Genomic DNA, 21,957 nt, shown 5'->3' with positions numbered 1-21,957 from the left:
TGGAGGCGCCAATGACCCGTGGATTCGGCTCCGGCTCCGGCTTCGTCTTGGTATTCGTCGTGATCGTCCTTGGCCTGTTCGCGTCCTGCGGCCGGGAAGCCCCCGCGCCCGGCACGCGAGCGGACGAGGGGCCGTTCGCCATCGTCGCGACGACCGGCATGATCGGCGACGTCGTTGCCCGGGTCGCCGGCGAGCGGGGCGAGGTCGACGTGCTCATGGGCGCGGGCATCGATCCACACCTGTACCAGCCCACGCGCGACGACATGGCCGCCCTCATGGCCGCCGACGTGGTCTTCTACAACGGGCTGCTGCTCGAGGGCCGCATGACCGATGCGCTGGTGCGCGCGGCGTCGGCCGACCGCGGCGTGTTCGCCGTGACCGAGCTGATCGATCCGCAGTACCTCGTCCAGCCCGAGGACATGGAGGGCAAGGACGACCCGCACGTCTGGATGGACCCGACGGCCTGGGCGAAGGCCGTTGAGGTCGTGCGCGATCGGCTCATCGAGCGCGACCCGGACGGTGAATCGGCGTACGCCGGCAACGCCGAGGCGCTGCTCGAGGAGATCGCCCAGCTCGACGCGTACTGCCAGCGGGTGCTGCAGAGCGTGCCCGAGGGCCAGCGCGTGCTCGTGTCGGCCCACGATGCCTTCGGCTATTTCGGTCGGCGGTACGGCTACGAGGTGCTGGGCATCCAGGGGCTGAGCACCGAGAGCGAGGCGGGCGTGCGCGACATCGAGCGGCTGGTGGACCTGCTGGTCGATCGCCGGATCGCGGCGGTGTTCGTCGAGTCGACCGTCTCGGAGCGCAATGTCAAGGCGCTCATCGCCGGGGCGGAAGCCCGCGGGCACACGGTGACCATCGGCGGCGAGCTCTTCAGCGATGCCATGGGACCCGGCGGCACCTACGAGGGCACGTACGTGGGCATGATCGACCACAACGCGACGACCATCGCCCGCGCGCTGGGCGGCGAGGCGCCCGAGGACGGCATGCAGGGAAAGCTCACGCCGTGACCGCCCAGGGCAGCCACAGCGTGGTTCACACGCGCCGGGAGCAGACCCTGGCGGCGCTGCCCGAGCACTCGGCCGATAGCCCGCTCTCGATCCACGCGATGACGGTGGCCTACCAGCGTAAGCCCGTGCTGTGGGACGTGGACTACGACGCGCCGGCCAACGCGCTCGTCGCCATCGTCGGTCCGAACGGTGCGGGCAAGAGCACGCTCATCAAGGCGGCGCTGGGCCTGGTGCCGCGGGCCAGCGGGCTGGTCGAGTTCTGGGGCGAGCCCTACAAGCGCGTGCGCGACCGCGTGGCCTACGTGCCCCAGCGCGAGAGCGTCGACTGGTCGTTCCCGGTCAGCGCGCTCGACGTCGTATGCATGGGGCGGTACCGGCGGGTCGGCTGGTTGCGCCCGGTCGGCAGGGCGCACAAACGCGCGGCGCTCGAGTGCCTCGATCGCGTCGGCCTGGCGGACCTGGCCCACCGGCAGATCAGCCAGCTCTCGGGCGGTCAACAGCAGCGGGTATTCCTGGCCCGGGCGCTGGCGCAGGAGGGCGACCTGTACGTCATGGACGAGCCGTTCGCGGGCGTCGATGCCGCGACGGAGCGGGCGATCGTGGCCCTGCTGCGCGAGCTGCGCGACGCGGGCAAGACGGCGATCGTCGTGCACCACGACCTGCAGACCGTGCCGCAGTACTTCGACCACGCCATGCTGCTGAACATGCGCGTCGTGGCGTCCGGGCCGGTTGACGAGGTTTTCACCGAGGACAACCTCCAGAAGACCTACGGCGGCAAGCTCACGCTGCTGAGCGAGGCGGCCGAGGCCGTGGCCCGCTCGGGCATGAGGGTGCGGTAGGTGGCCCTGGCGCGTCCCGAGTCGCTCTCGGTGGGTCAGGTCGTGGAGGTCCTGACCTTCCAGGCGGGGTACAACACGAACGCCGTGCTGGCGGGGTCGGCGATGCTGGGGCTCTCGGCGGGCGTCGTCGGGGTGTTTGCGCTGCTGCGCAAGCGGTCGCTGGTGGCCGACGCCATCGGGCACGCGACGCTGCCGGGCATCGTGATCGCCTTCCTGGTCGCCGTGGCTCTGGGGGGATCGGGGCGATCGCTGCCGGTGCTGCTGCTCGGGGCGGCGGCGTCGGGCGCGCTCTCGGTGCTGTGCATCTTCGCGATCCTGAGGTTCACGCGATTGCGCGAGGATGCGGCCATCGGCATCGTGCTGGGCGTGTTCTTCGGGTTGGGCGTGGTGCTGCTCAGCTACGTGCAGCGGCCCGAGAACGTGGGTGCGTCGCCGGCGGGGCTGCACCACTTCATCTACGGCCAAACCGCCGCCATGCGCGCAGGAGACGCGATGCTGATGGGCGGCATCGCGCTCGGCGCGATCCTCGCCATGCTCATCTTGTTCAAGGAGCTGGCGCTCACGAGCTTCAACGACGAGTTTGCGCGCGTCGCGGGCTATCCGGTCGGCGTGCTCGATGGCGTGATGCTGGCGCTGGTGGTGCTGGTGACGGTCGCGGGGCTGCAGGCGGTCGGGCTGATACTCGTGATCGCGCTCTTGATCATCCCGCCCGTGGCGGCGCGGCTGTGGACGGACCGGCTGCCGCTGCTCGTCGTCTTCGCTGGCGGGCTCGGCGCCCTCAGCGGGTTTGTCGGCGCGGCGGCGAGCGCCCTGCTGCCGCGCACGCCGGCGGGTTCGGTCATCGTGCTGTGCGGCGGGGCCGTTTTCGTCGTCAGCCTGCTGGCGGCACCACGCCACGGGGTCGTCGCGGTGGGCGGGCGGCGGGCGCTCCAGCGGCTCCGCATCGCCGGCGAGCACATGCTGGAGGCGGCGTACGAGCACGTGGTGACCCGCCGCCACGAGACGGTCGTGCCGGCGCGCACGGTGCGGGCGATGGAGAGGCTGTGGGGCTGGCCGGTATGGCTGGGGCCGATGGTGCTGGCGGGTCTGCGGCGTCGCGGCTTCGTGAGCCGGGTCGAGGGCGGGTACGAGCTCACGCCCAGCGGCGTGGAGCGCGGCGCCCGTATCGCCCGGAACCACCGCCTGTGGGAGCAGTACCTGCAGGCCTACGCCGACGTCGCGCCGGGGCACGTCGACTGGTCGGCCGACATGGTCGAGCACGTGCTAAGCCCGGAACTCGTAGCCGAACTCGAGGCGGCGATCGCCCGGGCGGCGGGAACGCCGGCATGACGCTGTCGCCCGCGCTCGACCTGTTCCCGCTCGCGGCCGCCGTGCTGGCGGCGCTCAGCTGCGGCCTGCTGGGCAACTTCCTGGTGCTGCGCCGACTGAGCCTGATGGGCGACGCGATGAGCCACAGCGTGCTGCCGGGGCTCGTCATCGCGTTCATGATCACCGGCGTGCGCACGGCCCCGGTCATGTTCATCGGCGCGACGCTGGCGGGCGTGGCCACGGTGGTGCTGGTCGAGCTCATCAAGCGGCTGGGCCGCGTCGAGCCCGGCGCGGCGATGGGCGTGGTCTTCAGCGTGATGTTCGCGTTCGGGGTGCTGCTCATCGAGCGGGCGGCGCGGAATACGGATCTCGATGCCTCGTGCGTGCTGCACGGCCAGCTCGAGTCGCTGGCGTGGACGACCGACGCACCGGCGTCGTGGGTGGGCGTGTTCGATGTTGCGACGCTGGCCGCCACGCCGCCGCAGGTGTGGACGCTGGCGCTGACGGTGGGGTTGACCATTGTGCTCGTCGTGTTTCTGTACAAGGAGCTGAGGCTGGCGGCGTTCGATCCGGCGATGGCGACGGCCCAGGGCTTCAACGCGTCGGTGCTGCACTACGTCCTGATGGTGTTCGTCGCGGGTGCGACCGTGGCGTCGTTCGAGGCGGTGGGCTCGATCCTGGTGATCGCGATGCTCATCGTGCCGGCGGCTACGGCCCGATTGCTCACCGATCGGCTGCTGCCGCAGATCCTGGTGAGCGTGGTGGTGGCGATCGGGGCGGCGGTGGTAGGGTACGCGGGGTCGATCGGCGTGCCATTGCTGGCGGGCAAGCGCGAGGTGAATGCGGCGGGATCGATCACCCTGGCGCTGGCGGGCCTGCTCGTGCTGGCGGCACTGCTCGGGCCGCGGTACGGCGTGCTGGCGACGGCGGTCCGGCGGGCGCGGCTGCGGCGCACCGTTGCGCTCGAGGACCTGCTGGGGAGCTTGTATCGGCAGGAAGAGCGGGGCGTGCTGCCGCGGACGATCGACGAGCGCGTCGTGCGGCGAGCACGCGGCCGTGGATTCGTTCGCCGCGACGAGCTCGCCCTCACCGACGACGGCCGGGCCGAGGCGGCCGCGCTGGTGCGTCGCCACCGGCTGTGGGAGTCGTACCTCGTGGAGCGTGCGGGGCTGGCCGCCGACCACGTGCACGTGACGGCCGAGCAGCTCGAGCACCTGCCGAGCGCGATGCCGCCCGACGCGGACGGCTCGGACCCGCACGGCCGGCCCATACCGCCCGCATGAGGGGTCGCCCCAGTGATCGAATCGAGAGATATCCGGACGATGTTGCGTCTGGCGATAGGACGGACCGGACATAGGATGGCCAGCCGTCGATGATGACGGCAAGGACATCATCCTGGGAGAGGGGGCGGCGGTGGTTGCGAACGCGAACGGAACGGGTGCGCAAGAGGTCGAGTGCGACGTTGCCATCATCGGCGGCGGCCCGTCGGGCAGCACGCTGGCGACGCTGCTGCGCAAGTACAACCCCGAACTGAAGGTACTGGTGCTCGAGAAGGAAGTGTTCCCCCGCGAGCACGTGGGCGAGAGCCAGCTTCCGGCCATCAGCCCCATCCTGCACGAGATGGGCGTGTGGGACAAGGTCGAGGCGGCCAACTTCCCCGTCAAGCTCGGCGCGAGCCTGACCTGGGGCCGCGACGGCGAGCGATGGGACTTCGACTTCTACCCCGTCGAAGAGTTCAAGGACGAGCCCCGGCCGGCGAAGTTCGAGGGGCAGCGCCAGCGTACGGCGTTCCAGGTCGAGCGATCGATCTACGACAAGATCCTGCTCGACCATGCGGAGGAGCACGGGACCGAGGTCCGCCAGGGCACGCAGGTGCGCGAGGTCGTGAAGGACGGTGACCGCGTCGAGGGCTTGAAGCTCGACGACGGCACGATGGTGCGAGCCAAGCACTACGTCGATGCGAGCGGCACGCACGCGCTGCTCCGCCGCGCGATGGGCGTGGAGAGCGATGCGCCCAAGAGCCTGCGGAACGTTGCGTTCTGGAGCTACTGGGACAACGTGCAGTGGGCCGTCGAGATCGGCGTCGGCGGTACGCGCGTCCAGGTCCGCAGCCTGCCGTACGGCTGGATCTGGTTCATCCCGCTGAGCCCGACCCGCGCGAGCGTGGGGCTGGTGTGCCCGGCCGAGTACTACAAGAGCACCGGTCTCTCGCCCGAAGAGATCTACAAGAAGGCGCTGGAAGAACAGGACGAAATCGCGGGGCTGATGAGCGAGTCCAAGCAGACCGACGAGGTGCACGCCACCAAGGACTGGTCGCAAGTGGCCGACCGCGTGACGGGCGAGAACTGGTACGTCTGCGGCGAGGCGAGCGGCTTTGCCGACCCGATCCTGGCGGCCGGCATGACGTTGGCCCATGGCTCGGCCCGCGAGCTCGCGTATACGATCCTGGAGCTCGAGCGCGGCGAGCTCGACGCCGACTGGGTTCGGCAGAGCTACAACGACAAGACGCGGAAGAACATCCGCCAGCACATCCGCTTCGCGCAGTTCTGGTATGCGTCCAATGGATGCTTCAAGGACCTGCAAGAGCACTGCCAGAACATCGCCGAGGAGGCCGGGCTGAACCTGACGCCCGCCGAGGCATGGCGTTGGCTGGCCCAGGGCGGCTTCAGCAACCAGACGCTCGACTCGGCCAACCTCGGCTCATTCGACCTGGCGACCGCTAAGCAGATCGTGGGCAAGTTCGGCGACGAGGACATCGACCTCGAGAAGGAAACGCTGAGCTTCATGAAGTACAACAAGCTCACGCTCGACCTGCGTGAGGCCAAGGACGAGCAAGTCGCCGAGTATCGCGACGGTCGCGTCGTACCGGTGCAGTGCGTCGTGCGCAATGGCAAGACCCTGCCGAAGATCGGGCCCTACCCCGTGCTCGTCAGCATGCTGCTCAAGAGCAACGACCCGAACCAGATCTTCGGGTACCTCCAGCAGCAGATCCAATCGTCGCAGCCAAGGGATCGGGCCGCATCGCTCATGCGTCAGCTCGTGCAGGCGATGGAGGTGATGGTCGTCGACGGCTGGGTGATCTGCGAGAACGACCCAAACCGCGCGCAGCCCAAGTGGTCGCTGGGCAAGAACCGCCAGCTCCGCACGACGGCCGAGGGCGAAGAGGCGTACCAGGCGTCTCGGGCGACGAGCAACTAGGCGCTCGCTGAAGCCTTGCAAGCGAAAAGCCCGGGTTTCCGCCCGGGCTTTTCGTATGGTGACGTGTCCTGAGGCTCAGCCCTTGGGACCGCTGTCGCGGACGGCCTGCTCCATGTCGTACTTCGCATCGTTGTCGCGGAAGCGGCGCGCGAGGTCGCGGGCCTTCTCGTCGTAGGCCTTGCCGTCCTTCCACGTGTTGCGGGGGTGCAGCACCTCCTGGGGCACGCCCTCGACAACGGTGGGCATGTGCAGCCCGAAGATTTCGTGCTCGACGTAGTTGGCCTTGGCCAGGTCGCCGTTGAGGATTGCCGAGACCATCGCTCGGGTGTAGCCCAGCTTGAACCTGCTGCCGACGCCGTAGGGGCCGCCGGTCCAGCCGGTGTTGAGCAGCCAGACGTTCGCGTCGTGCTTCTTGATGCGATCGACGAGCATCTGTGCGTACTCGGCGGGCGGGCGGGGCATGAAGGGAGCTCCGAAGCACGCGCTGAAGTTTGGCATGGGCTCGGTCACGCCGGCCTCGGTGCCCGCGAGCTTGCTGGTGTAGCCGTTGATGAAGTAGTACATCGCCTGCTCGGGCGTCAACTTGCTGACGGGCGGCATGACGCCGAAGGCGTCGGCGGTGAGGAACACGACGTTCCGCGGGTGTTGTCCGATGGAGGGGATGACGGCGCCGGGGATGTACTCGACGGGGTAGGTGACACGGGTGTTCTCGGTGATGGAGCCGTCGTCGTAGTCGGGCTCGCGGCTGTCATCGTCGATGACGACGTTCTCCAGCACGCTGCCAAACTTGATGGCGTCCCAGATCTGCGGCTCGCTCTCGCGGCTGAGCTTGATGCACTTGGCGTAGCAGCCACCCTCGAAGTTGAAGACGCCCTTGTCGCTCCAGCCGTGCTCGTCGTCGCCGATGAGGGCACGGTCCGGGTCGGCGCTCAGCGTGGTCTTGCCGGTGCCGCTCAGGCCGAAGAAGAGCGCAACGTTGCTGGCGTCGTCCTTGGCGACGTTGGCCGAGCAGTGCATCGGGAACACGCCCACCTCGGGCATGTCGAAGTTCATGGCGTAGAAGATGCTCTTCTTGATCTCGCCGGCGTACTCGGTGCCCAGGATGACCACCGTCTTGCGCTCGAGCGACTGGGCGATGATGATCGGTCCCGAGACGCCGAGTTGCTCGGCCTCTTCGGCGGTCAGCTTGTGCCGGCCGGCGTTGAGGATGGTCCAGTCGTGGTTCCAGTCGGTCGAGTTGCTGGCCGCCCGCGTGCCTTGGCGGATGAACAGCGTGCTGGCGAAGAGGTTGTGCCAGGCCTGCTCGGTGACGACGCGGACGCCCAGCCGGTAGGCGGGGTCTGCACCGGCGAAGCCCTCGAAGCAGTAGATCCGATCCTGAGCGTTGAGGTGGTCGATGGCGATGCGTTCGGCCAGCTCGAAACGCTCGGGGGTGAGGGGCTGGTTGACCTTGCCCCAGTCGATCTTGTCGTGGATGGCGGGGGTGTCTTCGAGGTACTTGTCGGTCGGGCTGCGGCCCGTGCGATCGCCCGTCAGGCACACCAGGGCGCCCTCGGCGGCCAGGCGTCCCTCGCCGGCGGCCAAGGCCATTTCGACGAGCCGCGCTGGCGGCAGATTGCGGAGGGTGCGAGCGGCGGAAAGGTCGAGCGTGGCGAGCGTCTGGCTTGGCATCGGCAGTGCATCTCCGGCTCGCCTGCGCCCCGCAACCGAGCCCTGTTTTCGGGGTAAGAGCGAGGGTAGGTCGCCGCGTCCCACGCGGCCATACGCCGGAGACACTTGCCACCGGCCCAGAACGTGCTAGCGTTACCGCTCGGCGGTCCGGGCACGCCCGAACGCCCGCCGTTTGATGGTGGCTGTAGCTCAGTTGGTTAGAGCACCAGGTTGTGGTCCTGGGGGTCGCGGGTTCGAATCCCGTCAGTCACCCTTTCCCGTCCAGAAGCCGCCCCTCGCGCCGTCCGCGTGCCGTCCGTCGGATCATGCCGACAGGACGCGGTTCATCGCATCGACCGCCTGCCGGCCGTACCCGGCGCCGAAGAGCGCCGCGTGTACGAGCAGAGGATAGATGCGGTACATTCCCTGCCGCCGCTCGAAGAAACCCGGTGCGATGGGCCGCAGCTCGTGGTATCGCTCGAAGAACGCCCGCCCGACGCAGCCGAATAGGCCCATGAACGCCAATTCGATCTCTCGGTCGGCGTAGTAGATCGCCGGATCGATGAGCCCGGTGACTCGGCCGGACGCGCTGAGGATGTTGCCCGACCAGAGGTCGCCGTGGATCAGCACGGGCGGCTCGTTCGAGGCGATGAATCGATGGGGCTTGGCCTCGATCGCATCGGCGAGCCGGCGTGCGATGTCGAAGCCCGCCGCCGAGAGCGAGCCGCGCGACCGGGCAAGTTCGGCGAACGCGAGGATGCGGTGTCGCGCGAAGAAGCGTGCCCACGACGCGTCGGACTCGTTGGGCTGGTCGAGCGGACCGATGAGCGTCGGGCGCTCGTAGCCGAAGCTCGGGCCCTCGATGCCGTGCAGGTCGGCGAGTAGTTCGGCGAGGTGGCGCTGGGCGTGCTCGCCTGGGCCGGTCGTTCCCGGGAGCCGCTCCATCACGAGCAGGCCGGGCTCGTCGTGCCAGACCGCGGGAACGGGGAGTGTCGTGAGACGTCCAAGGTCTGCGAGCATCTGCGCTTCGATGCTGAGATCGCTCGAGCCGTCACCGATCTTGGCGACGAAGGGTCCGCGACCCTCGGCCATGCCGCCGACGACGCGCGCGATGCACCCGCCGTGGAGGTCGGCCAAGCCGGAGACTCGTGCGTTGAGGACGCTGGACAGCGTGTCGGCGAGCGCGGTCACGGATCATTGTGGGCGCGCTGGCGGCGTGGTGCGCGTCTCACGCCGCGCGGACGAGGCGGCACATGCTCGTCAGCGCATTGATGGCTTCCGTCGAGGTCTCGATCGAGCCTTCCTCGGCATCGAGCGACGCCAGCACGCGGCCGGCCGCGTCGGCGACGGCTCCGTGGCCCAGGAGCGGGCCGGTGCCGCGGATGCGGGCGCAGATATAGCGAAGGTTCTTTTCGTCGCCGGACTGGGTCGCTTGGGTGATCTCGTCGGCGAACTTCACCAGGTCCTTGGCGAAGAGGTCGGCCAGCGCCTTGAGGGACGGATCGGTTTCTTGCTTGGCGGCCGGGGCTGGAAGATTCTCGCCGGCGCCGCGGCCGAGCAGGATGAACTCGGCCAGGGCCTTGAGGATGAGCGACTTGTCGATGGGCTTCCGCAGCAGCGCACTCGCGCGTGACTCGCGGATCAAGGCCTTGTCTCCGTCGGAGATATCTCCGGCAAACGCGATGACTGGCACGCCGTGACCGGCCGAGCGGAGGCCACGCACGGCCTCGCTGGCGGCACCGACGTCCTTGTCGAAATCGCAGAGCACCGCGTCGAAGGGCTCGGAGAATTGACCGAGGATCTCCTCGTAGCCCTCGACGTGGATCATGCGCAGCGACGTGTCGGAGAGATACGCCTCGATGAGCTTGCGATCGATGTCGCTAGCAGTCACGAGCAACACGCGTCCTTCGAGCTTCTTCGCCTCGACCGTCTCGAGCGAGAAGTTGTCGCTCAGCGGGTCGAGTTCCATGAAGTCGTTGACGTCGATCTCCTTGTCGAACTTCAGTCCCACGTCGTGGACGCGGCCCGTGACGTGGCGGCACTGGACGACGGTGGCCTTGATCCAGACGGGGCCATCGGTGTTGTGCGTCATCTTGATGCGGCATCGGGTGCCAACGTGCATATACGAGCTGTGGACAACGCTGAGGCCGCCGCGCGAGAGGTTTCGGCACGCAACGCAGAAGTTCACGCTGCCGCCGCTGGGCTGGTAGACCTCGACCTCGATCGCGGGGATGCGGAAACTCAGGCGTGCGTGGTTGCGACGCACGCGTCCGCCCTCGCCGGCAGCGTCCAGATCGTCCATGATCATGCCGAGCTGTTCGGCCGAGAGATTGAGCGTGTTGTGAAGGCCACTCGGCCCAGACGTTCGGCTGCCCATTCGCATCTCCCACGGGCCCTCGGAAGGGCCCTGGGGAGGTATCGGATCATCCGTCGTGGGGCTTGCGTCCGATCTGATGCATCGCGGCTGGTAGCCGTCTATCGGACCCGGGCGTCAGACGTCGAGGTTCTTGGCCTCCAAGGCGTGTTCCTCGATGAACTTGCGGCGGGGCTCGACCTGCTCGCCCATGAGCGTGGTGAAGAGCGTCTCGGCCTTGGCGGCCTGCTCCATCGTGACGCGCATGAGCGTGCGGACCTCGGGGTCCATCGTGGTCTCCCACAGCTGGTCGGCGTCCATCTCGCCCAGGCCCTTGAAGCGCTTGACCTCGATGCCCTTGCGTCCGATATCGTGCAGCGCCGGCACGATCGAGGCGAGGTTGGCCGCCTCGGCGATGCGGACCTTGCCGGCGTCCTTGCCCGCGTCGTCGCCGTCCTGGTCGGTCTTGCTCTTGCCGGGCTGGGCGACCTCCCAAGCGAAGCGGGCGGGCAGCTTCTCTCCCGTGACGGCCTCTTCCTGCCGCAGGTCCCAGTCGGCGACGTCGAGGCCCAGGTCGGCGAGTTGGTTGAAGATGGCGTCGAGCTCGCGGTTCTCGTGCAGTTCGCGGATGGTGGCGATCGGCCGGGCCGTCATGGGGCTCTCGGGCTCGGCGGCCTTCCCGTTGGCCGAGACCGCATGACCGTTGTCCGAAGCCGTTCCTTCGGGCTGCTCCGCCGGCTCGCTGGCTTCGGGCTCGTCGGTCTCTTCCAGACGCAGGTCGTTCTTCTCGACGATGCCGAGGGCTTCTTCCTCGCTCCAGGCCCACTCGGCCCCGCCGCGCCAGGCGACCCGATGTGTCGGCAGGCCGCCCTCGCCCGGGGCGGCGCGGTGGCGCGAGGCGATGAGGTCGACGAACTTGACGCCGCGGCGTTCGGCCACGATGCTCAGCTCGGTGAGGCGCTCGAGCAGCTTGACGGCCTTTGCCACGTCGTCGCCCTCGATTCGACGCTCCAGCGGCGCCTCGCCCGAGGGCGGGAGCTCGCCTTCCTCGAACGGCTGACGCACGAGCAGGCTGGCGTGCTGGATGGCCTCTTCGGTGAGCATGTTGCTCAGCTCACGCTCGTTGATGACGTAGCGATGCTGCTTGCCGCGCGAGACCTGGTACAGCGGGGGCTGGGCGACGAAGATCCGGCCGCGGCGGATGAGCTCGGGCATCTGGCGGAAGAAGAACGTGAGCAGCAGCGTGCGGATGTGGCTGCCATCGACGTCGGCGTCGGTCATGATGACGATGCGGCCGTAGCGCAGCTTGCTGTGGTCGAAGTCGGGCCCGATGCCGCATTTGAGGGCGGCAACCATCGTGCGGATTTCTTCGAACCCCAGCACCTTGTCGATGCGGGCCTTCTCGACGTTGAGGATCTTGCCCTTCAGCGGCAGCACGGCCTGGGTCTCGACGTCTCGGCACTGCTTGGCGCTGCCGCCGGCCGAGTCGCCCTCGACGAGGTACAGCTCGCTCCGCTCGACGTCCTTGGTCTTGCAGTCGCTGAGCTTGTGGGGCATGGATCCCGAGTCGAGAGCGCTCTTGCGGCGGGTGAGCTCGCGGGCCTTGCGGGCGGCCTCGCGCGCTTGGGCGGCCATGATGCCCTTCATGCACACGCGCTTAGCCTCGGTGGGGTGCTCCTCGAGCCAGGTGCCCAGGGCGTCGGTGACGGCCTGGGCGACGAAGGGCTCGATCTCGGGGTTGAGCAGCTTCTCCTTGGGCTGGTTGTTGAAGGCCGGGTCGGGCAGCTTCACCGAGACGATGGCGATGAGGCCCTCGCGAAGGTCGTCGCCGCTGGGGGTGGGGTCCTTCTCGCGGATGATGCCGACCTTGCGGGCGTAGTTGTTCATCGTCCGGGTCAGGGCAACCTTGAAGCCCTGGCCGTGCGTGCCGCCGTCGACGTTGTTGATGTTGTTGGCGAAGGTCAGCAGCGTCTCGTTGTACCCATCGTGGTACTGCAGCGCGACCTCGCAGACCATCGACCGCTCTTCGTCGTCCTTGCGGATGTGCACGGGCACGCACACGGCGGTCTTGCCGCTCATGAGGTGATTGACGTAGGCGAGCAGGCCCTCTTCGGCCTTGAAGGTCTCGTCGCGCGGCTTGCCGTCGGCGTCGACGCGCTCGTCGCGCAGGCGGATGACAACGCCGGGGTTGAGGAACGAGAGCTCGCGGAGGCGGTTGGCCAGCGTGTCGTAGTTGAACTCGGTGACCGGGAAGATCTCGGCGTCGGGCACGAAGGTGACGCTCGTACCCGTGGTTCGGGTGCTGCTCTCGGGCACCTTGCCGACGACCCGGAGCGGCTCGGAGACGTGGCCGCGAGAGAAGGTCATGCTGTGGACCTGGCCGTCGCGATAGACCTCGACCTCGAGCATGCTCGAGAGGGCGTTGACGCAGCTCACGCCCACGCCGTGCAGGCCGCCGGAGACCTTGTACGCGCTGCCCTCCTGGCCGAACTTGCCGCCGGCGTGCAGCTTGGTCATGACGACCTCGACGGCGCTCTTGCCGTTGAGGGCGGGGTCGTCGTTCTTTACGGGGTCGACGGGGATGCCGCGGCCGTCGTCGACGACGCGGATGGAGCCGTCGGCCTGGATGGTGACCTGGACGATGGTGGCGTGGCCGGCCATGGCCTCGTCGATGGAGTTGTCGACGACCTCGTAGACGAGGTGGTGCAGCGCGCCCACGCCCGTGCCGCCGATGTACATGCCCGGGCGCTTGCGCACGGCCTCGAGGCCTTCGAGCACGCTGATCTGCTCGGCTCCGTAGTTGCCCTTCTTGGGTGCGTCGGCGCTGGTCGTGGCGGGCGTGGTGGCGTCGTCTTTGGCCATGGGTTCTCGCGGCGTGGCTGGCGGCGTAACTGGGGGTCCGGAGGGCCCGGAATCACCCCGGAATTGGTGACCGGTATTGTAGGATCAAAGCGCGTTCGCGGCCGAGTTTTCGGGTCCGATTTAGGCCTCCTGAGGGCACGAAAAAGCCCGGGTTGATGCCCGGGCCGTGTGCGGCAATATCCGGCTGATCATTCCACGATGTGGATCTGGCTGAGCTGTTCGCTGAGCAACTCGTAGACGAGCGCCACGTCGTCGGGCAACATGCGGACGCAGCCCATCGACATCTCCTTGCCGATGCTGTCGGGATCGATGGTGCCGTGGATGCCGTAGCCGCTGTAGGTCTCGGCTTGGCCCAGGCCCTCGAGGCCGATCCAGTGCTCGCCGATGGGGTTGTCGGGGTTGCTGGCGGCGAACTCCTCGCCCGTGCGCGGGTTGCGCCAGAAGGGGTCGATGAGCTTGCTGTGGCGACGCACGGTGAAGGCGCCCACGGGCGTGCCGTCGAACTCGCCCAGGCCGACCGGGAACGAGCGGACGTAGACCCACTGGTCGGTGTCTTCGGGCGGGCCGATGTAGACGTCCATGCGGAAGGCGGTCTTGCTGACCACGGCGTGGAACGGGCCGCGAACGAGCTTGAGCTTCTGGCCCTCGAAGATGCTGCCGGCCTTGCTCAACCGGTTGACACGCTTGATGAGCAGCCACTCGGTGGCCACGCCCTGGTCGTGGGCGATGCGCGACAGCACGTCGCCGCTCTGGACCGTGTAGGTCGTCGAGAACGGATCGCCCGGGTACACGCGCGGGGAGAAGATGAGGTCTTCGTTGAGGGCCTGCATCTGCTCGCGGATCATGGCGCGATCGCTGGCCGAAGCCCGATCGTGCATCAGGGCGGCGTTGTAGTGCTCGCGCGCGGCGATGGGGTTGTTCTCTCGTATCGCCTTTTCGGCCCGCTGGATCAGCGTCGACACGGCGGCGCTGGGATTCGCAGCGGACGCTGGGCCGACAACGACGGATCCGTCCTGGCCGGGCGTTGCCAGCACGCCGCGAGGCTCGGGCGTCGAGCGATCGGCGAGCGTGGTGTCGCGTGCGGGCGTCTGCACGCTCCGGCCGCGGGGCTCGGTCGTCGCTTGCTCTTCGGCCTGTGGCGGAGCGCTGACGAGGCGTGTGTCGGGCTGCCGTCGCTGGGCGGCGGGGGTGGTGCTGGCCGGGGTGCGACTGGCGGGGCTTGCAGGCTCGCGAGCGACCTCGGTCGTCGCGGGGTCGCCGGCCTCGCCCTCGCTGGGGCCCGAGGTGAGGGCCCACACGAGCCCGCCGCCGAGGGCGACGACGACAATCGCGGCGATGAGCTTGCGGCCGCCGCCGCCACGCCCGCGCCGCGAGCGTCCGCGCGTGGCCCCGCCGAATCCGATCCCGCCCTGTGATGGCAGCGACATGCGACCTCCCTGCGTGCTGCGTGGGGGCTTCGTGCCCGCCACCGACTCCATGCAACTCCGAATCGAAACAAATCAGCCTATCGCGGTCCGGGCCCGGCTTCCGACTCCAGCACCGCGGCGATCCGCGGGCCATTGAACTCGAGCAAGCGCCGCTCGGTGGCGAGGGCGTCGAGCCTGGCGTCGTGCGGCTCGGTTGGCACCCTCGGGGCGAGCTGGGCCTCGAGCCCGAATCCGAGCGAAAGGCCGGTGCGCCGCGGATCGGCCAGGAGCCGATCGTAGAACCCCGCGCCGCGGCCGAGGCGGAAGCCGCGCAGGTCGTAGGCCAACGCGGGCACGAGCACGACGTCGATGGTGTTAAGCGGCACGCCGGCGGCGCTGGGCGCCGGCTCGGGCACGCCCAGGTTGCCCTCGACCACGTCGGACATCGGGTCTGCGATGAGGGCGGGCGTGATCGTGCGGCTGTCCCAGTCGATGCGTGGGCCGGCGACCTCGACGCCCGCTTCGAGCAGGCGGTCGATGAGCGCGCCGGTGCTTGCCTCTCCGGACATCGAGAGATAGATCATCACGCGGCGGGCCCGGGCCATGGGCGCCCACGCCAGGGCACGCTCGGCCAGCGCCTCGGCCTTCAGCTGCGCCTCGGCGGCGGGCATGGTCTCCATCGCGTGGCGCATCTTGGTCCGCAGCGCCGACTTCTCGGCCGAGAGTTCGGAGTGGGACTGATCGTTGGTGGTTGGCTCGTCGCGCATGCGCTTGCCGATCTTTGGGCTTGGTGCGAGGGCGTGGGTGCTCACACCAAGCCTATCGGAACAGCGCGGGGGGCGACTAGAGCCCGTTTCGAGCGAACATGCCGTCGACGACAGCAACCGACGGCAAGCGATCGGAAGCGACCAGGAACCACCAGTTAGTCGTGGATGTCGATGTGGAGCAAGTGACGAAAGACCCCCGGCAGGCTCCTCCGCCCGTCGGGGGTCCATCCCATCCCGTTTTGGCCGAGGCCACGGGTTGGCTCTCTCTCAGAGTTCAAAACGGTAGCCGGCGCAGGCCGCGAGAATAGCGGTCGAACGGCAGTTTTGGTCAAATATTCACAGGGGATGGCCTGCAGGCCAATCGGGGCTGATCGCGGGTCGGTGTCGGTGCCGCGACGAAGGCTACCAGATAAATCGGAGCCGCCCGAAGCCGGGCACGGGGACGGGGCCGACACGCTCGACCGCCGGGAAGTAGACGAAGAACGCCCGCCCGAGCATGAGCTCACCCGGAACGATGCCGGCCGGTGCACCCAGCGGGGAAACCCAGGGGCTGGCGTCGCCCAGCAGGCGGCTGTCCTGGCTGCTGGCGGAGTTGTCTCCGCAGACGAAGAACTGGTTTTTGTCCAAGACGGCCAGGTCGAGGGAGGGGTGGCTGCCGCGGACGGGGAGCTGGCTGCCGCCGCGCGTCGTCTGGTAGTAGAGGTCCCGATCGACGCCGAGCCGGTGCAGCTTCACGGGGCCGACCAGCGAGATGGAAGGGCGAGCCGAGCGGTAGGCATCGGGCGAGGGCACGATGGGGCCCTGCGCGTCGAGCGGCTGGCTGGTTGCCAGCTCGAAGCGTTCGATGGGACCCCAGTCGTAGGTGGCGTAGGCCACGCGCTCGCCGCCGACGAAGAGCCACAGGGCCTGGTCGGCGTGCCAGAACTCGACGTCGGTGACCGTGTCGGCGGCGGGCTGGCTGACCTCGGCCTCGTCGAGCACCGTCCATGCGGAGGCGTCGGACTCGATCGGTCGCATCTCGATGCGGGCCACGCCGCCGGCGATCTGCGCGCGGAACGCGTGCTCGCGCGCATCGATGCGGATGTCCATGCTCTCGAGGCCCTGGCCGACCGGCTCGACGCCCATGCGTACGCGGACGTCGCCCACGCCGAAGGTTGGCGGCACGAGCGCTCGCAGCGACTCGCCCGCGCGGCGGTATCGCTCGTTGTAGGGGTAGTAATCGACGATGGGCCAGGCTTCTGCGTCCCACTCGAGCCGCGTGCTGCCGGCCTGCGTGTGCTCGGGCGTCATGGAGTCGAGCCCATCCCAGCCCCGCAGCGACTGGCCGTCGGCCGAGCGGGCGACCCACGGCGGGCGGTACCAGGTGAAGCCATCGCGGACCGGGTCGACGGGCGCTCGGACGGTGTCGTGCACCGGCATCCACACGGCTCGTTGCGCATGCTCGGGCTTGCGTGCGATGGCCCAGCCGTCCATGGCCCAGGTGCCGCCCTCCTGGTCGCGGTCGGCGTCCGAGGGAGGGGAAAAACTCGACTCGCCGGGCGTGCTCGGCAGCGACCGCGTGAAGACGTCGCCGTCGACGATGGCGAGCTGCTCGCCGGGCAGGCCGGTCAGCCGCTTGATGTAGTTGACGGTCGGCTCGGTCGGGTTCTTGAAGACGACGACGTCGAAGCGCTGCGGCTCGAAGAGGATGGGCAGGTACTTGAGCACGAGGATGCGGTCGCCCGCGCGGAGCCGCTCGACCTCGGCGTCGATCTGGTAGGCCGGGCTGCGGGCGGCGCTGACGCTCTCGACGAGCGCCGGCGGGTTGCTGGCGGTCATGGGGTCGTGCACGGTGTAGCGGCTGACGCGTTCAGTCCCGTCCGGGCCCCCTTGCGTCCACGGCCCGACCTGCCAGCGCGTGCCCGTCTGGTCGCTGACGATCTCGACGTGCTCGCCCAGCAGGGTGGGGGCCATCGAGCCGGTGGGGATGACGAAGGCCTCGATGACGAACGCGCGGAAGACGAACGCCATCGCGAAGGCGATGATGATGGAGCTGAAGGTCTCGCGGATGGAGAATCGGCCCGACTCGCGACTCGGCGTGGTTGGGTGCTTGGCTGGGGTGGCTGCCATGGCAGGAGGGTAGGGGGAGGGTTCGCTAGCGGCTCAGTCGCCGCCGGGAGCGGCAGGGTCGCTGGGATGACTACCCGGGCCGCCTTCACCGCCTGGCTTCTTCCGCCGGCGCTTGCGGCGCTTCTTCTTGCGGCCGGGGGAAGACTCACCGTCGGCGGCGGGCGCATCGCGGCGTGGTGTCTCCGGCGTGGGGGCGCCGGCGTCGCCGGTCGGCTTCTTCTTGCGGCGGCGCTTCTTCTTGCGGGCGGGGGCGTCGGTGCGTGCCGACTCGTCCTTGTCGCCGCGTTCGCGGCGTTGGCGTGCGGGCGGCGGTGGGGGCGCGACGACCTTGGCCGCGGGATCGGGGGCGTCGGCGGGGTCGATGAGCTCCTCGAGCGGCACGGCGATCTCGCGGCCGTCGAAGTCGAGCTTGACCAGGACGAGCTGCGTCAGGATCTGGGTGTCCAGCACGAGCCCGGCGCCCTCGCTGGTGCCGACGAGCGTCTTGCGGTGGGGCAGGCGTGCCGCGAGCTCGCGATAACTCTCGTCCTCGTAGCGCAGGCAGCACATGAGCCGGCCGCAGCGGCCGGAGATCTTGAGGGGGTCCAATGTTGCCTTCTGCTGCTTGGCGGCGCGCATGGGGACGGGCTTCAAGACCTTCAGGAAGTTCTTGCAGCAGCAGTGCTGGCCGCAGCGCTCGTAGTCGGCGGTGAGCCTCGCCTCGTCGCGGGCGCCGACGGGGCGGACCTCGACGCGGGGGCCGCCCGTGCCCGACGAGTTCGCCTCTTTCTGCAGCGCGTCGCGCAGGTCGCCGGCCTGCAGGCGTGGGTCGCGGCCGCGGTGGCCGTGACTGCCGTGATTGCCGGCGCCCTTCTGCTGGCCGGGCAGGTTGTCGCCCTGCTGTTCGGCAAGGTAGTAGTACGTGAGCGTCTCGCCGCCGAGGATGGGCTCGGCCTGCACGATGCGGATGCTGACGCCGATCTCGTCGGCCACCGTGCGGGCGCGGAGCTTGAGCTCGTGGGCGGATTGCTCCAGCGCGGCCTGGGCGTCCAGGTCCTCGTGCGTGGCGACGCGGAGGATGCGGCCCTTGTCGTAGAACGGGAAGTCGCGGCCGCCCGACTGCTCGATGTACTGGAGCATCTCTTTTCGGGAGATGCTCTTGCCGCAGCCGCTGTTGGGGCAGGTGCTGGTGAGCATCTCGCCCATCTCGGTGCCTCGAAAAGTTCGGGCGATGAGCTTGCTGCCGCAGCCGGGGGTGGCCTCGAGCGTGTAGCGGAACTCGCCGATGAGCTTCATCGCGCCGAAGCGGCAGACGACCGTCTTGGGCGGCGTGAGCTTCTCACGCGCCAGGCGGTCCTGTTCCTCGGTGTACTCGGCGAGGTCCTGCTCGAACTGTGGCAGCGGAACGATGGGCATAACGAGAATGACGCTCCGATCACGCGAGAGCGATCGTGCGGCCGGATGCCGCTACGGAGCGCCCAAGAACGACGCCTACCTCCGGCCGCCGGCGGCCGCGGCGCGGGCCTGGGCGAACACCTGGGCGAGGTCTTCGCTGCGCTGGAAGACGAGCGTGCGGCCGTTCTCGACGCGGTAGACCATGAGGCGCTCGGCCCGCTGGTCGAGCACGTAGAGCAGTTCCTCGCTCGAGCTCTGGCCCTGGGTGGTCATCGCTGCGTAGCCGCCGCCGACGACGGCCATCTCGGCGAGCGCCGCGGCGGGCGAGACGGGCGAGCTCTCACCCGTGCGCCCGGCCTGCACGAGCACGAGCCCGGCCAGCACGAGGGCGCTGGCAAGCAGCGGGATGGTGACCTTGCGCGAGCTGATGGGCATGTTGGCGGGCGTGTTGCTGGTGTTCGTGTTGGTGGTATTGGTCTTCATCGCCGACCCCCTTCGTTGCCGCCGGCCTGGGCGTCTTCGCGGAGGTTGCGGAAGCCGACGCCCTCGAATGCCTGGCGCGACTGCTCCCACTTGAGCGTGACCATCTCCTGGTTGGAGGTGTCGATGACGTGGACGCCGCTGCTGGGCGAGCCGGTCATCTGCCCGCCGAGGAGCAGGTACTCGCCGCGGGGCCGCTGGGCCTGCTGGGCGGTGGCGGCGGGTGCGAGGGTGACGTAGCCGAGCGCGAGCAGCAGGCCGGCGTTGACGGCGACGAGCGCCATCCGCGGATCGGCCATGCGTGCCCGCCGCGGCGTGGCGGTGTTCGGGGCGTTCATGATGGGGCTCCCTGGACGTTGTCGGGACGGATGGGGCGGCTCAGTCCTGGTGGCCGCGCTTGGCTGGGATGACCGTGGCGGCGACGATGCCGATGACGACTACGCCGGCGATCAGGAAGTTGGTGATCACCGGAGGCTTGGCCGGCTGGGTCGGTCGCGGTGGACTTAGGGCCTGGCCCTGGCCTTGTGCGGCTTGGGCGTGGGCGGACTGGGGCACCGCCAGCGTGAGCGAGCCGGCCAGCACGACGGCGGCGAGGCTGGCTCGCAGGCCGGTGCGGAACGTCAAGGTCTTCGATCGGATCATGCGGGCGACTCCCTGTGCGGCCTCTCCCGGACAGTACCGCTTTGCGGGTCCGGGCGTTGCACACTGTACGGCTTGCATGGGCCGAGCGTGCCAGACGGGTAGCATCCGTCATGAGCCAGATTCGGACCGCGTGCGGGGCCCTCGGGGCCGCTTCTTGCCTGTTGGTGGCCATCGGATGCTCGGGAGCGGGCCCGAACCGGGCCGACGCGGATCTGACGCAGTCCGAATCGGCCTCGCCCTCAGCCGAGTCGCTGGTGGGCACGTGGCGGGTCGATCTGCGGCCGCTGCCGACCTCGGAGCCGTATTACCAGCCGTTCGTGGTCGAGTCGGTCGGCGAGAAGACGTTCGAGGGCACGTTCTACGGCTCAGCGATCTCGGAGGGGCGGCTGAACACCGACTGGGGCGCGGTGCACTTCTCGTTCCTCACGATGGACGGCTCGGGCGCCTACCTGCACGCCGGCGTCCTGCGCGATGGCCGGCTCGAGGGCACGACCAACTCGACGGGGCGCGACTTCTTGTCGGTGTGGACCGCCGAGCGGGCGGAGGGCGGCGGCTCGTAGGTTGCCCGCTAGGCCACGCTCATGCCGTGACGCTCGATGAGCGACACCAGCGCGACGGGGTCGACCTGCACGCCCTCGGGAAAGGCCGCGTGGCAGGCCTCGACGAACCGCTCGAGCCCTCCCGGCGCGGCGTGGACGATGGCGACGGCCGGCGAATCGGATCGGTTTGCGAAGCCGTGGATGACGCGACGCGGGCCGAACGCGGCCTGGCCGGCGTGGACGGTCGAAGGCATCGAGCCCACGGTCACTTCCAGTTCGCCCGAGAGGACGAAGAAGGTTTCGTCCTCGAACCAGTGCACGTGCGGCGGATTCACGAAGCCCGGGGGGACGGTGATCTTGAATGCGCTGCAGGCGCCATGCGTCTGGTGGGCGGTCAACAACACTTGGGTCGGCACGCCCAGCACGTTGAGCGTGTGCCCGGCGTTGCCATTGCCTGGCTCGGTCAAGGGGTTCTTGGCGGTGACCACGGGTGGGCCCCGGTGCCGGCACCGTCGCGGCGGTCGGATCCATCCGAACGTTCGCGGCAACGCCCGCCGGCCCGGGCGTGTCCGGAATTGTGCGCCCGAGAGCGGGTGCGGTCAATTGCCCCCGATGAGGTCGCCGATGCCCCCCAGCACGCTGCCCTCGCCCTTGCGGTTGCCGCCCTGTGATGGCGCAGCGGCGATGACGCGGTCGGCCAGGCGGCTGAAGGGCAGGGTCTGGAGCCACACCGTGCCCGGGCCGGTGAGCGACGCGTAGAAGAGGCCCTCGCCGCCGAAGATCTTGTTCTTGATGCCCTTGACGAACTCGATCGTGTAGTCGACGCTGGTGTCGAGCGCTACGAGGCAGCCTGTGTCGACGCGCAGCTTCTCGCCCGGGGCGAGCTCCTTGACGAGCGTCGTACCGCCGGCGTGCAGGAAGGCCTGGCCCTGGCCGGTGTCGCTGCTGAGCTTCTGCATGATGAAGCCCTCGCCGCCGAAGAAGCCCACGCCGATGCGCTTCTGGAAGGCGATGTCGACGTTGACGCCGCGGGCGGCGCAGAGGAAGGCGTCCTTCTGGCAGATGAGCGTGCCGCCGTGCTCGCCCAATTCGATGGGCACGACGTGGCCAGGATAGGGCGCGGCGAACGCGCAGTCGCGCCGCTGCGAGCCGTGGTTGTGGAAGAACGTGATGAAGAAGCTCTCGCCGGTGACCGTCCGCTTGCCGGCCTCGAAGAGCTTACCAAGCAACCCGCCGCCCTCCTTCATCGAGAGCTGGGTGGCCATCTCGATGTCGGGCTCAAGATACATCATGGCGCCGGCCTCGGCGACCATGGCCTCGCCCGGATCGAGCGTGACGATGACGGCCTGCATGTCGTCGCCGATGATGGTGTAGTCGATGATGTCGGGGCTGGTGGGCATGGCGGGTTCCTCCTTAGCTT

19 protein-coding genes and 1 tRNA gene are annotated in these 21,957 nt (G+C 69.0%); 7 read left to right on the top strand and 13 right to left on the bottom strand.

All coding sequences use genetic code 11. The annotated features are described in order from the left end of the window. The first annotated feature begins 11 nt into the window (after positions 1 to 11). The 5 genes from RIA68_05385 to RIA68_05365 all read left to right on the top strand — a co-directional run bounded on the left by RIA68_05385 (position 12) and on the right by RIA68_05365 (position 6,355). Positions 12 to 1,010, top strand: a complete 999-nt coding sequence (locus tag RIA68_05385; protein ID MEQ8316869.1) for a zinc ABC transporter substrate-binding protein — start codon at positions 12 to 14, stop codon at positions 1,008 to 1,010. After that, positions 1,007 to 1,849, top strand: a complete 843-nt coding sequence (locus RIA68_05380; protein ID MEQ8316868.1) for a metal ABC transporter ATP-binding protein — start codon at positions 1,007 to 1,009, stop codon at positions 1,847 to 1,849. The genes RIA68_05385 and RIA68_05380 overlap by 4 nt, the downstream gene beginning before the upstream one ends. Next, complete coding sequence (locus RIA68_05375) at positions 1,850 to 3,178, top strand: metal ABC transporter permease (GenBank protein ID MEQ8316867.1); 1,329 nt, start codon at positions 1,850 to 1,852, stop codon at positions 3,176 to 3,178. Continuing rightward, complete coding sequence (locus tag RIA68_05370; GenBank protein ID MEQ8316866.1) at positions 3,175 to 4,440, top strand: metal ABC transporter permease; 1,266 nt, start codon at positions 3,175 to 3,177, stop codon at positions 4,438 to 4,440. The genes RIA68_05375 and RIA68_05370 overlap by 4 nt, the downstream gene beginning before the upstream one ends. 130 nt (positions 4,441 to 4,570) lie before the next feature. Further along, positions 4,571 to 6,355 (top strand): NAD(P)/FAD-dependent oxidoreductase, encoded by a 1,785-nt coding sequence (locus tag RIA68_05365; protein MEQ8316865.1) that lies wholly within the window; start codon positions 4,571 to 4,573, stop codon positions 6,353 to 6,355. 75 nt (positions 6,356 to 6,430) lie between these two features. Here RIA68_05365 and pckA read toward each other — a convergent pair whose 3' ends face one another. Beyond that, the gene (gene pckA, locus RIA68_05360; protein ID MEQ8316864.1) at positions 6,431 to 8,026 is read right to left on the bottom strand and encodes a phosphoenolpyruvate carboxykinase (ATP); all 1,596 of its coding nucleotides are present in this window, start codon (positions 8,024 to 8,026) and stop codon (positions 6,431 to 6,433) included. Between the two features lie 178 nt (positions 8,027 to 8,204). Here pckA and RIA68_05355 point away from each other — a divergent pair. After that, positions 8,205 to 8,278: transfer RNA gene (locus RIA68_05355), tRNA-His, on the top strand. 51 nt (positions 8,279 to 8,329) lie between these two features. Here the strand turns inward: RIA68_05355 and RIA68_05350 are convergent. From RIA68_05350 to RIA68_05305, 10 genes are all read right to left on the bottom strand, one after another. After that, positions 8,330 to 9,196, bottom strand: a complete 867-nt coding sequence (locus RIA68_05350) for a fructosamine kinase family protein (protein MEQ8316863.1) — start codon at positions 9,194 to 9,196, stop codon at positions 8,330 to 8,332. Positions 9,197 to 9,233: 37 nt separating this feature from the next. After that, on the bottom strand, positions 9,234 to 10,382 hold the full coding sequence (locus RIA68_05345) for a PilZ domain-containing protein (GenBank protein MEQ8316862.1): 1,149 nt from the start codon (positions 10,380 to 10,382) through the stop codon (positions 9,234 to 9,236). Between the two features lie 114 nt (positions 10,383 to 10,496). Then, entirely contained in the window at positions 10,497 to 13,220 is a 2,724-nt protein-coding gene (locus tag RIA68_05340) for a DNA gyrase subunit B (protein MEQ8316861.1), read from the bottom strand. A gap of 188 nt (positions 13,221 to 13,408) precedes the next feature. Further along, on the bottom strand, positions 13,409 to 14,647 hold the full coding sequence (locus RIA68_05335) for a L,D-transpeptidase family protein (protein ID MEQ8316860.1): 1,239 nt from the start codon (positions 14,645 to 14,647) through the stop codon (positions 13,409 to 13,411). A 77-nt stretch (positions 14,648 to 14,724) separates the two neighbouring features. Then, positions 14,725 to 15,438 (bottom strand): 5-formyltetrahydrofolate cyclo-ligase, encoded by a 714-nt coding sequence (locus tag RIA68_05330; GenBank protein ID MEQ8316859.1) that lies wholly within the window; start codon positions 15,436 to 15,438, stop codon positions 14,725 to 14,727. Between the two features lie 357 nt (positions 15,439 to 15,795). Beyond that, positions 15,796 to 17,502 (bottom strand): S26 family signal peptidase, encoded by a 1,707-nt coding sequence (locus tag RIA68_05325; GenBank protein ID MEQ8316858.1) that lies wholly within the window; start codon positions 17,500 to 17,502, stop codon positions 15,796 to 15,798. 33 nt (positions 17,503 to 17,535) lie between these two features. Then, the gene (gene ricT / locus RIA68_05320) at positions 17,536 to 18,897 is read right to left on the bottom strand and encodes a regulatory iron-sulfur-containing complex subunit RicT (protein ID MEQ8316857.1); all 1,362 of its coding nucleotides are present in this window, start codon (positions 18,895 to 18,897) and stop codon (positions 17,536 to 17,538) included. A gap of 75 nt (positions 18,898 to 18,972) precedes the next feature. After that, positions 18,973 to 19,359 carry a hypothetical protein gene (locus RIA68_05315; GenBank protein MEQ8316856.1) on the bottom strand — a complete coding sequence of 129 codons (387 nt, stop codon included), beginning with the start codon at positions 19,357 to 19,359 and terminating at the stop codon, positions 18,973 to 18,975. Beyond that, positions 19,356 to 19,694: a hypothetical protein gene (locus tag RIA68_05310; GenBank protein ID MEQ8316855.1), complete on the bottom strand. Its 339-nt coding sequence runs from the start codon at positions 19,692 to 19,694 to the stop codon at positions 19,356 to 19,358. The genes RIA68_05315 and RIA68_05310 overlap by 4 nt, the downstream gene beginning before the upstream one ends. A gap of 40 nt (positions 19,695 to 19,734) precedes the next feature. Then, positions 19,735 to 19,998 (bottom strand): hypothetical protein, encoded by a 264-nt coding sequence (locus tag RIA68_05305; protein ID MEQ8316854.1) that lies wholly within the window; start codon positions 19,996 to 19,998, stop codon positions 19,735 to 19,737. Positions 19,999 to 20,108: 110 nt separating this feature from the next. Here RIA68_05305 and RIA68_05300 point away from each other — a divergent pair, with 110 nt between their 5' ends. Next, positions 20,109 to 20,558: a hypothetical protein gene (locus RIA68_05300; GenBank protein MEQ8316853.1), complete on the top strand. Its 450-nt coding sequence runs from the start codon at positions 20,109 to 20,111 to the stop codon at positions 20,556 to 20,558. An 8-nt stretch (positions 20,559 to 20,566) separates the two neighbouring features. Here the strand turns inward: RIA68_05300 and RIA68_05295 are convergent, their stop codons facing one another. Both RIA68_05295 and RIA68_05290 read right to left on the bottom strand, forming a co-directional pair. Beyond that, complete coding sequence (locus RIA68_05295) at positions 20,567 to 21,025, bottom strand: cupin domain-containing protein (GenBank protein MEQ8316852.1); 459 nt, start codon at positions 21,023 to 21,025, stop codon at positions 20,567 to 20,569. 111 nt (positions 21,026 to 21,136) lie between these two features. Next, positions 21,137 to 21,937 (bottom strand): TIGR00266 family protein, encoded by an 801-nt coding sequence (locus tag RIA68_05290; GenBank protein ID MEQ8316851.1) that lies wholly within the window; start codon positions 21,935 to 21,937, stop codon positions 21,137 to 21,139. Between the last annotated feature and the right edge of the window lie 20 nt (positions 21,938 to 21,957).

The sequence above is a fragment of the Phycisphaerales bacterium genome (assembly GCA_040217175.1).
Lineage (GTDB): Bacteria > Planctomycetota > Phycisphaerae > Phycisphaerales > UBA1924 > JAHCJI01.
This window is presented reverse-complemented; position numbering and strand designations above follow the sequence as displayed.

What these genes read in the sequence shown, in the direction of transcription:
- RIA68_05385 (MEQ8316869.1), top strand. Translation starts at nt 12, where the DNA reads ATGACCCGTGGATTCGGCTCCGGCTCCGGCTTCGTCTTGGTATTCGTC.
- RIA68_05370 (MEQ8316866.1), top strand. Translation starts at nt 3,175, where the DNA reads ATGACGCTGTCGCCCGCGCTCGACCTGTTCCCGCTCGCGGCCGCCGTG.
- pckA (MEQ8316864.1), bottom strand. Translation starts at nt 8,026, where the DNA reads ATGCCAAGCCAGACGCTCGCCACGCTCGACCTTTCCGCCGCTCGCACC.
- RIA68_05345 (MEQ8316862.1), bottom strand. Translation starts at nt 10,382, where the DNA reads ATGGGCAGCCGAACGTCTGGGCCGAGTGGCCTTCACAACACGCTCAAT.
- RIA68_05340 (MEQ8316861.1), bottom strand. Translation starts at nt 13,220, where the DNA reads ATGGCCAAAGACGACGCCACCACGCCCGCCACGACCAGCGCCGACGCA.
- RIA68_05335 (MEQ8316860.1), bottom strand. Translation starts at nt 14,647, where the DNA reads ATGTCGCTGCCATCACAGGGCGGGATCGGATTCGGCGGGGCCACGCGC.
- RIA68_05325 (MEQ8316858.1), bottom strand. Translation starts at nt 17,502, where the DNA reads ATGGCAGCCACCCCAGCCAAGCACCCAACCACGCCGAGTCGCGAGTCG.
- ricT (MEQ8316857.1), bottom strand. Translation starts at nt 18,897, where the DNA reads ATGCCCATCGTTCCGCTGCCACAGTTCGAGCAGGACCTCGCCGAGTAC.
- RIA68_05315 (MEQ8316856.1), bottom strand. Translation starts at nt 19,359, where the DNA reads ATGAAGACCAATACCACCAACACGAACACCAGCAACACGCCCGCCAAC.
- RIA68_05310 (MEQ8316855.1), bottom strand. Translation starts at nt 19,694, where the DNA reads ATGAACGCCCCGAACACCGCCACGCCGCGGCGGGCACGCATGGCCGAT.
- RIA68_05305 (MEQ8316854.1), bottom strand. Translation starts at nt 19,998, where the DNA reads ATGATCCGATCGAAGACCTTGACGTTCCGCACCGGCCTGCGAGCCAGC.
- RIA68_05300 (MEQ8316853.1), top strand. Translation starts at nt 20,109, where the DNA reads ATGAGCCAGATTCGGACCGCGTGCGGGGCCCTCGGGGCCGCTTCTTGC.
- RIA68_05290 (MEQ8316851.1), bottom strand. Translation starts at nt 21,937, where the DNA reads ATGCCCACCAGCCCCGACATCATCGACTACACCATCATCGGCGACGAC.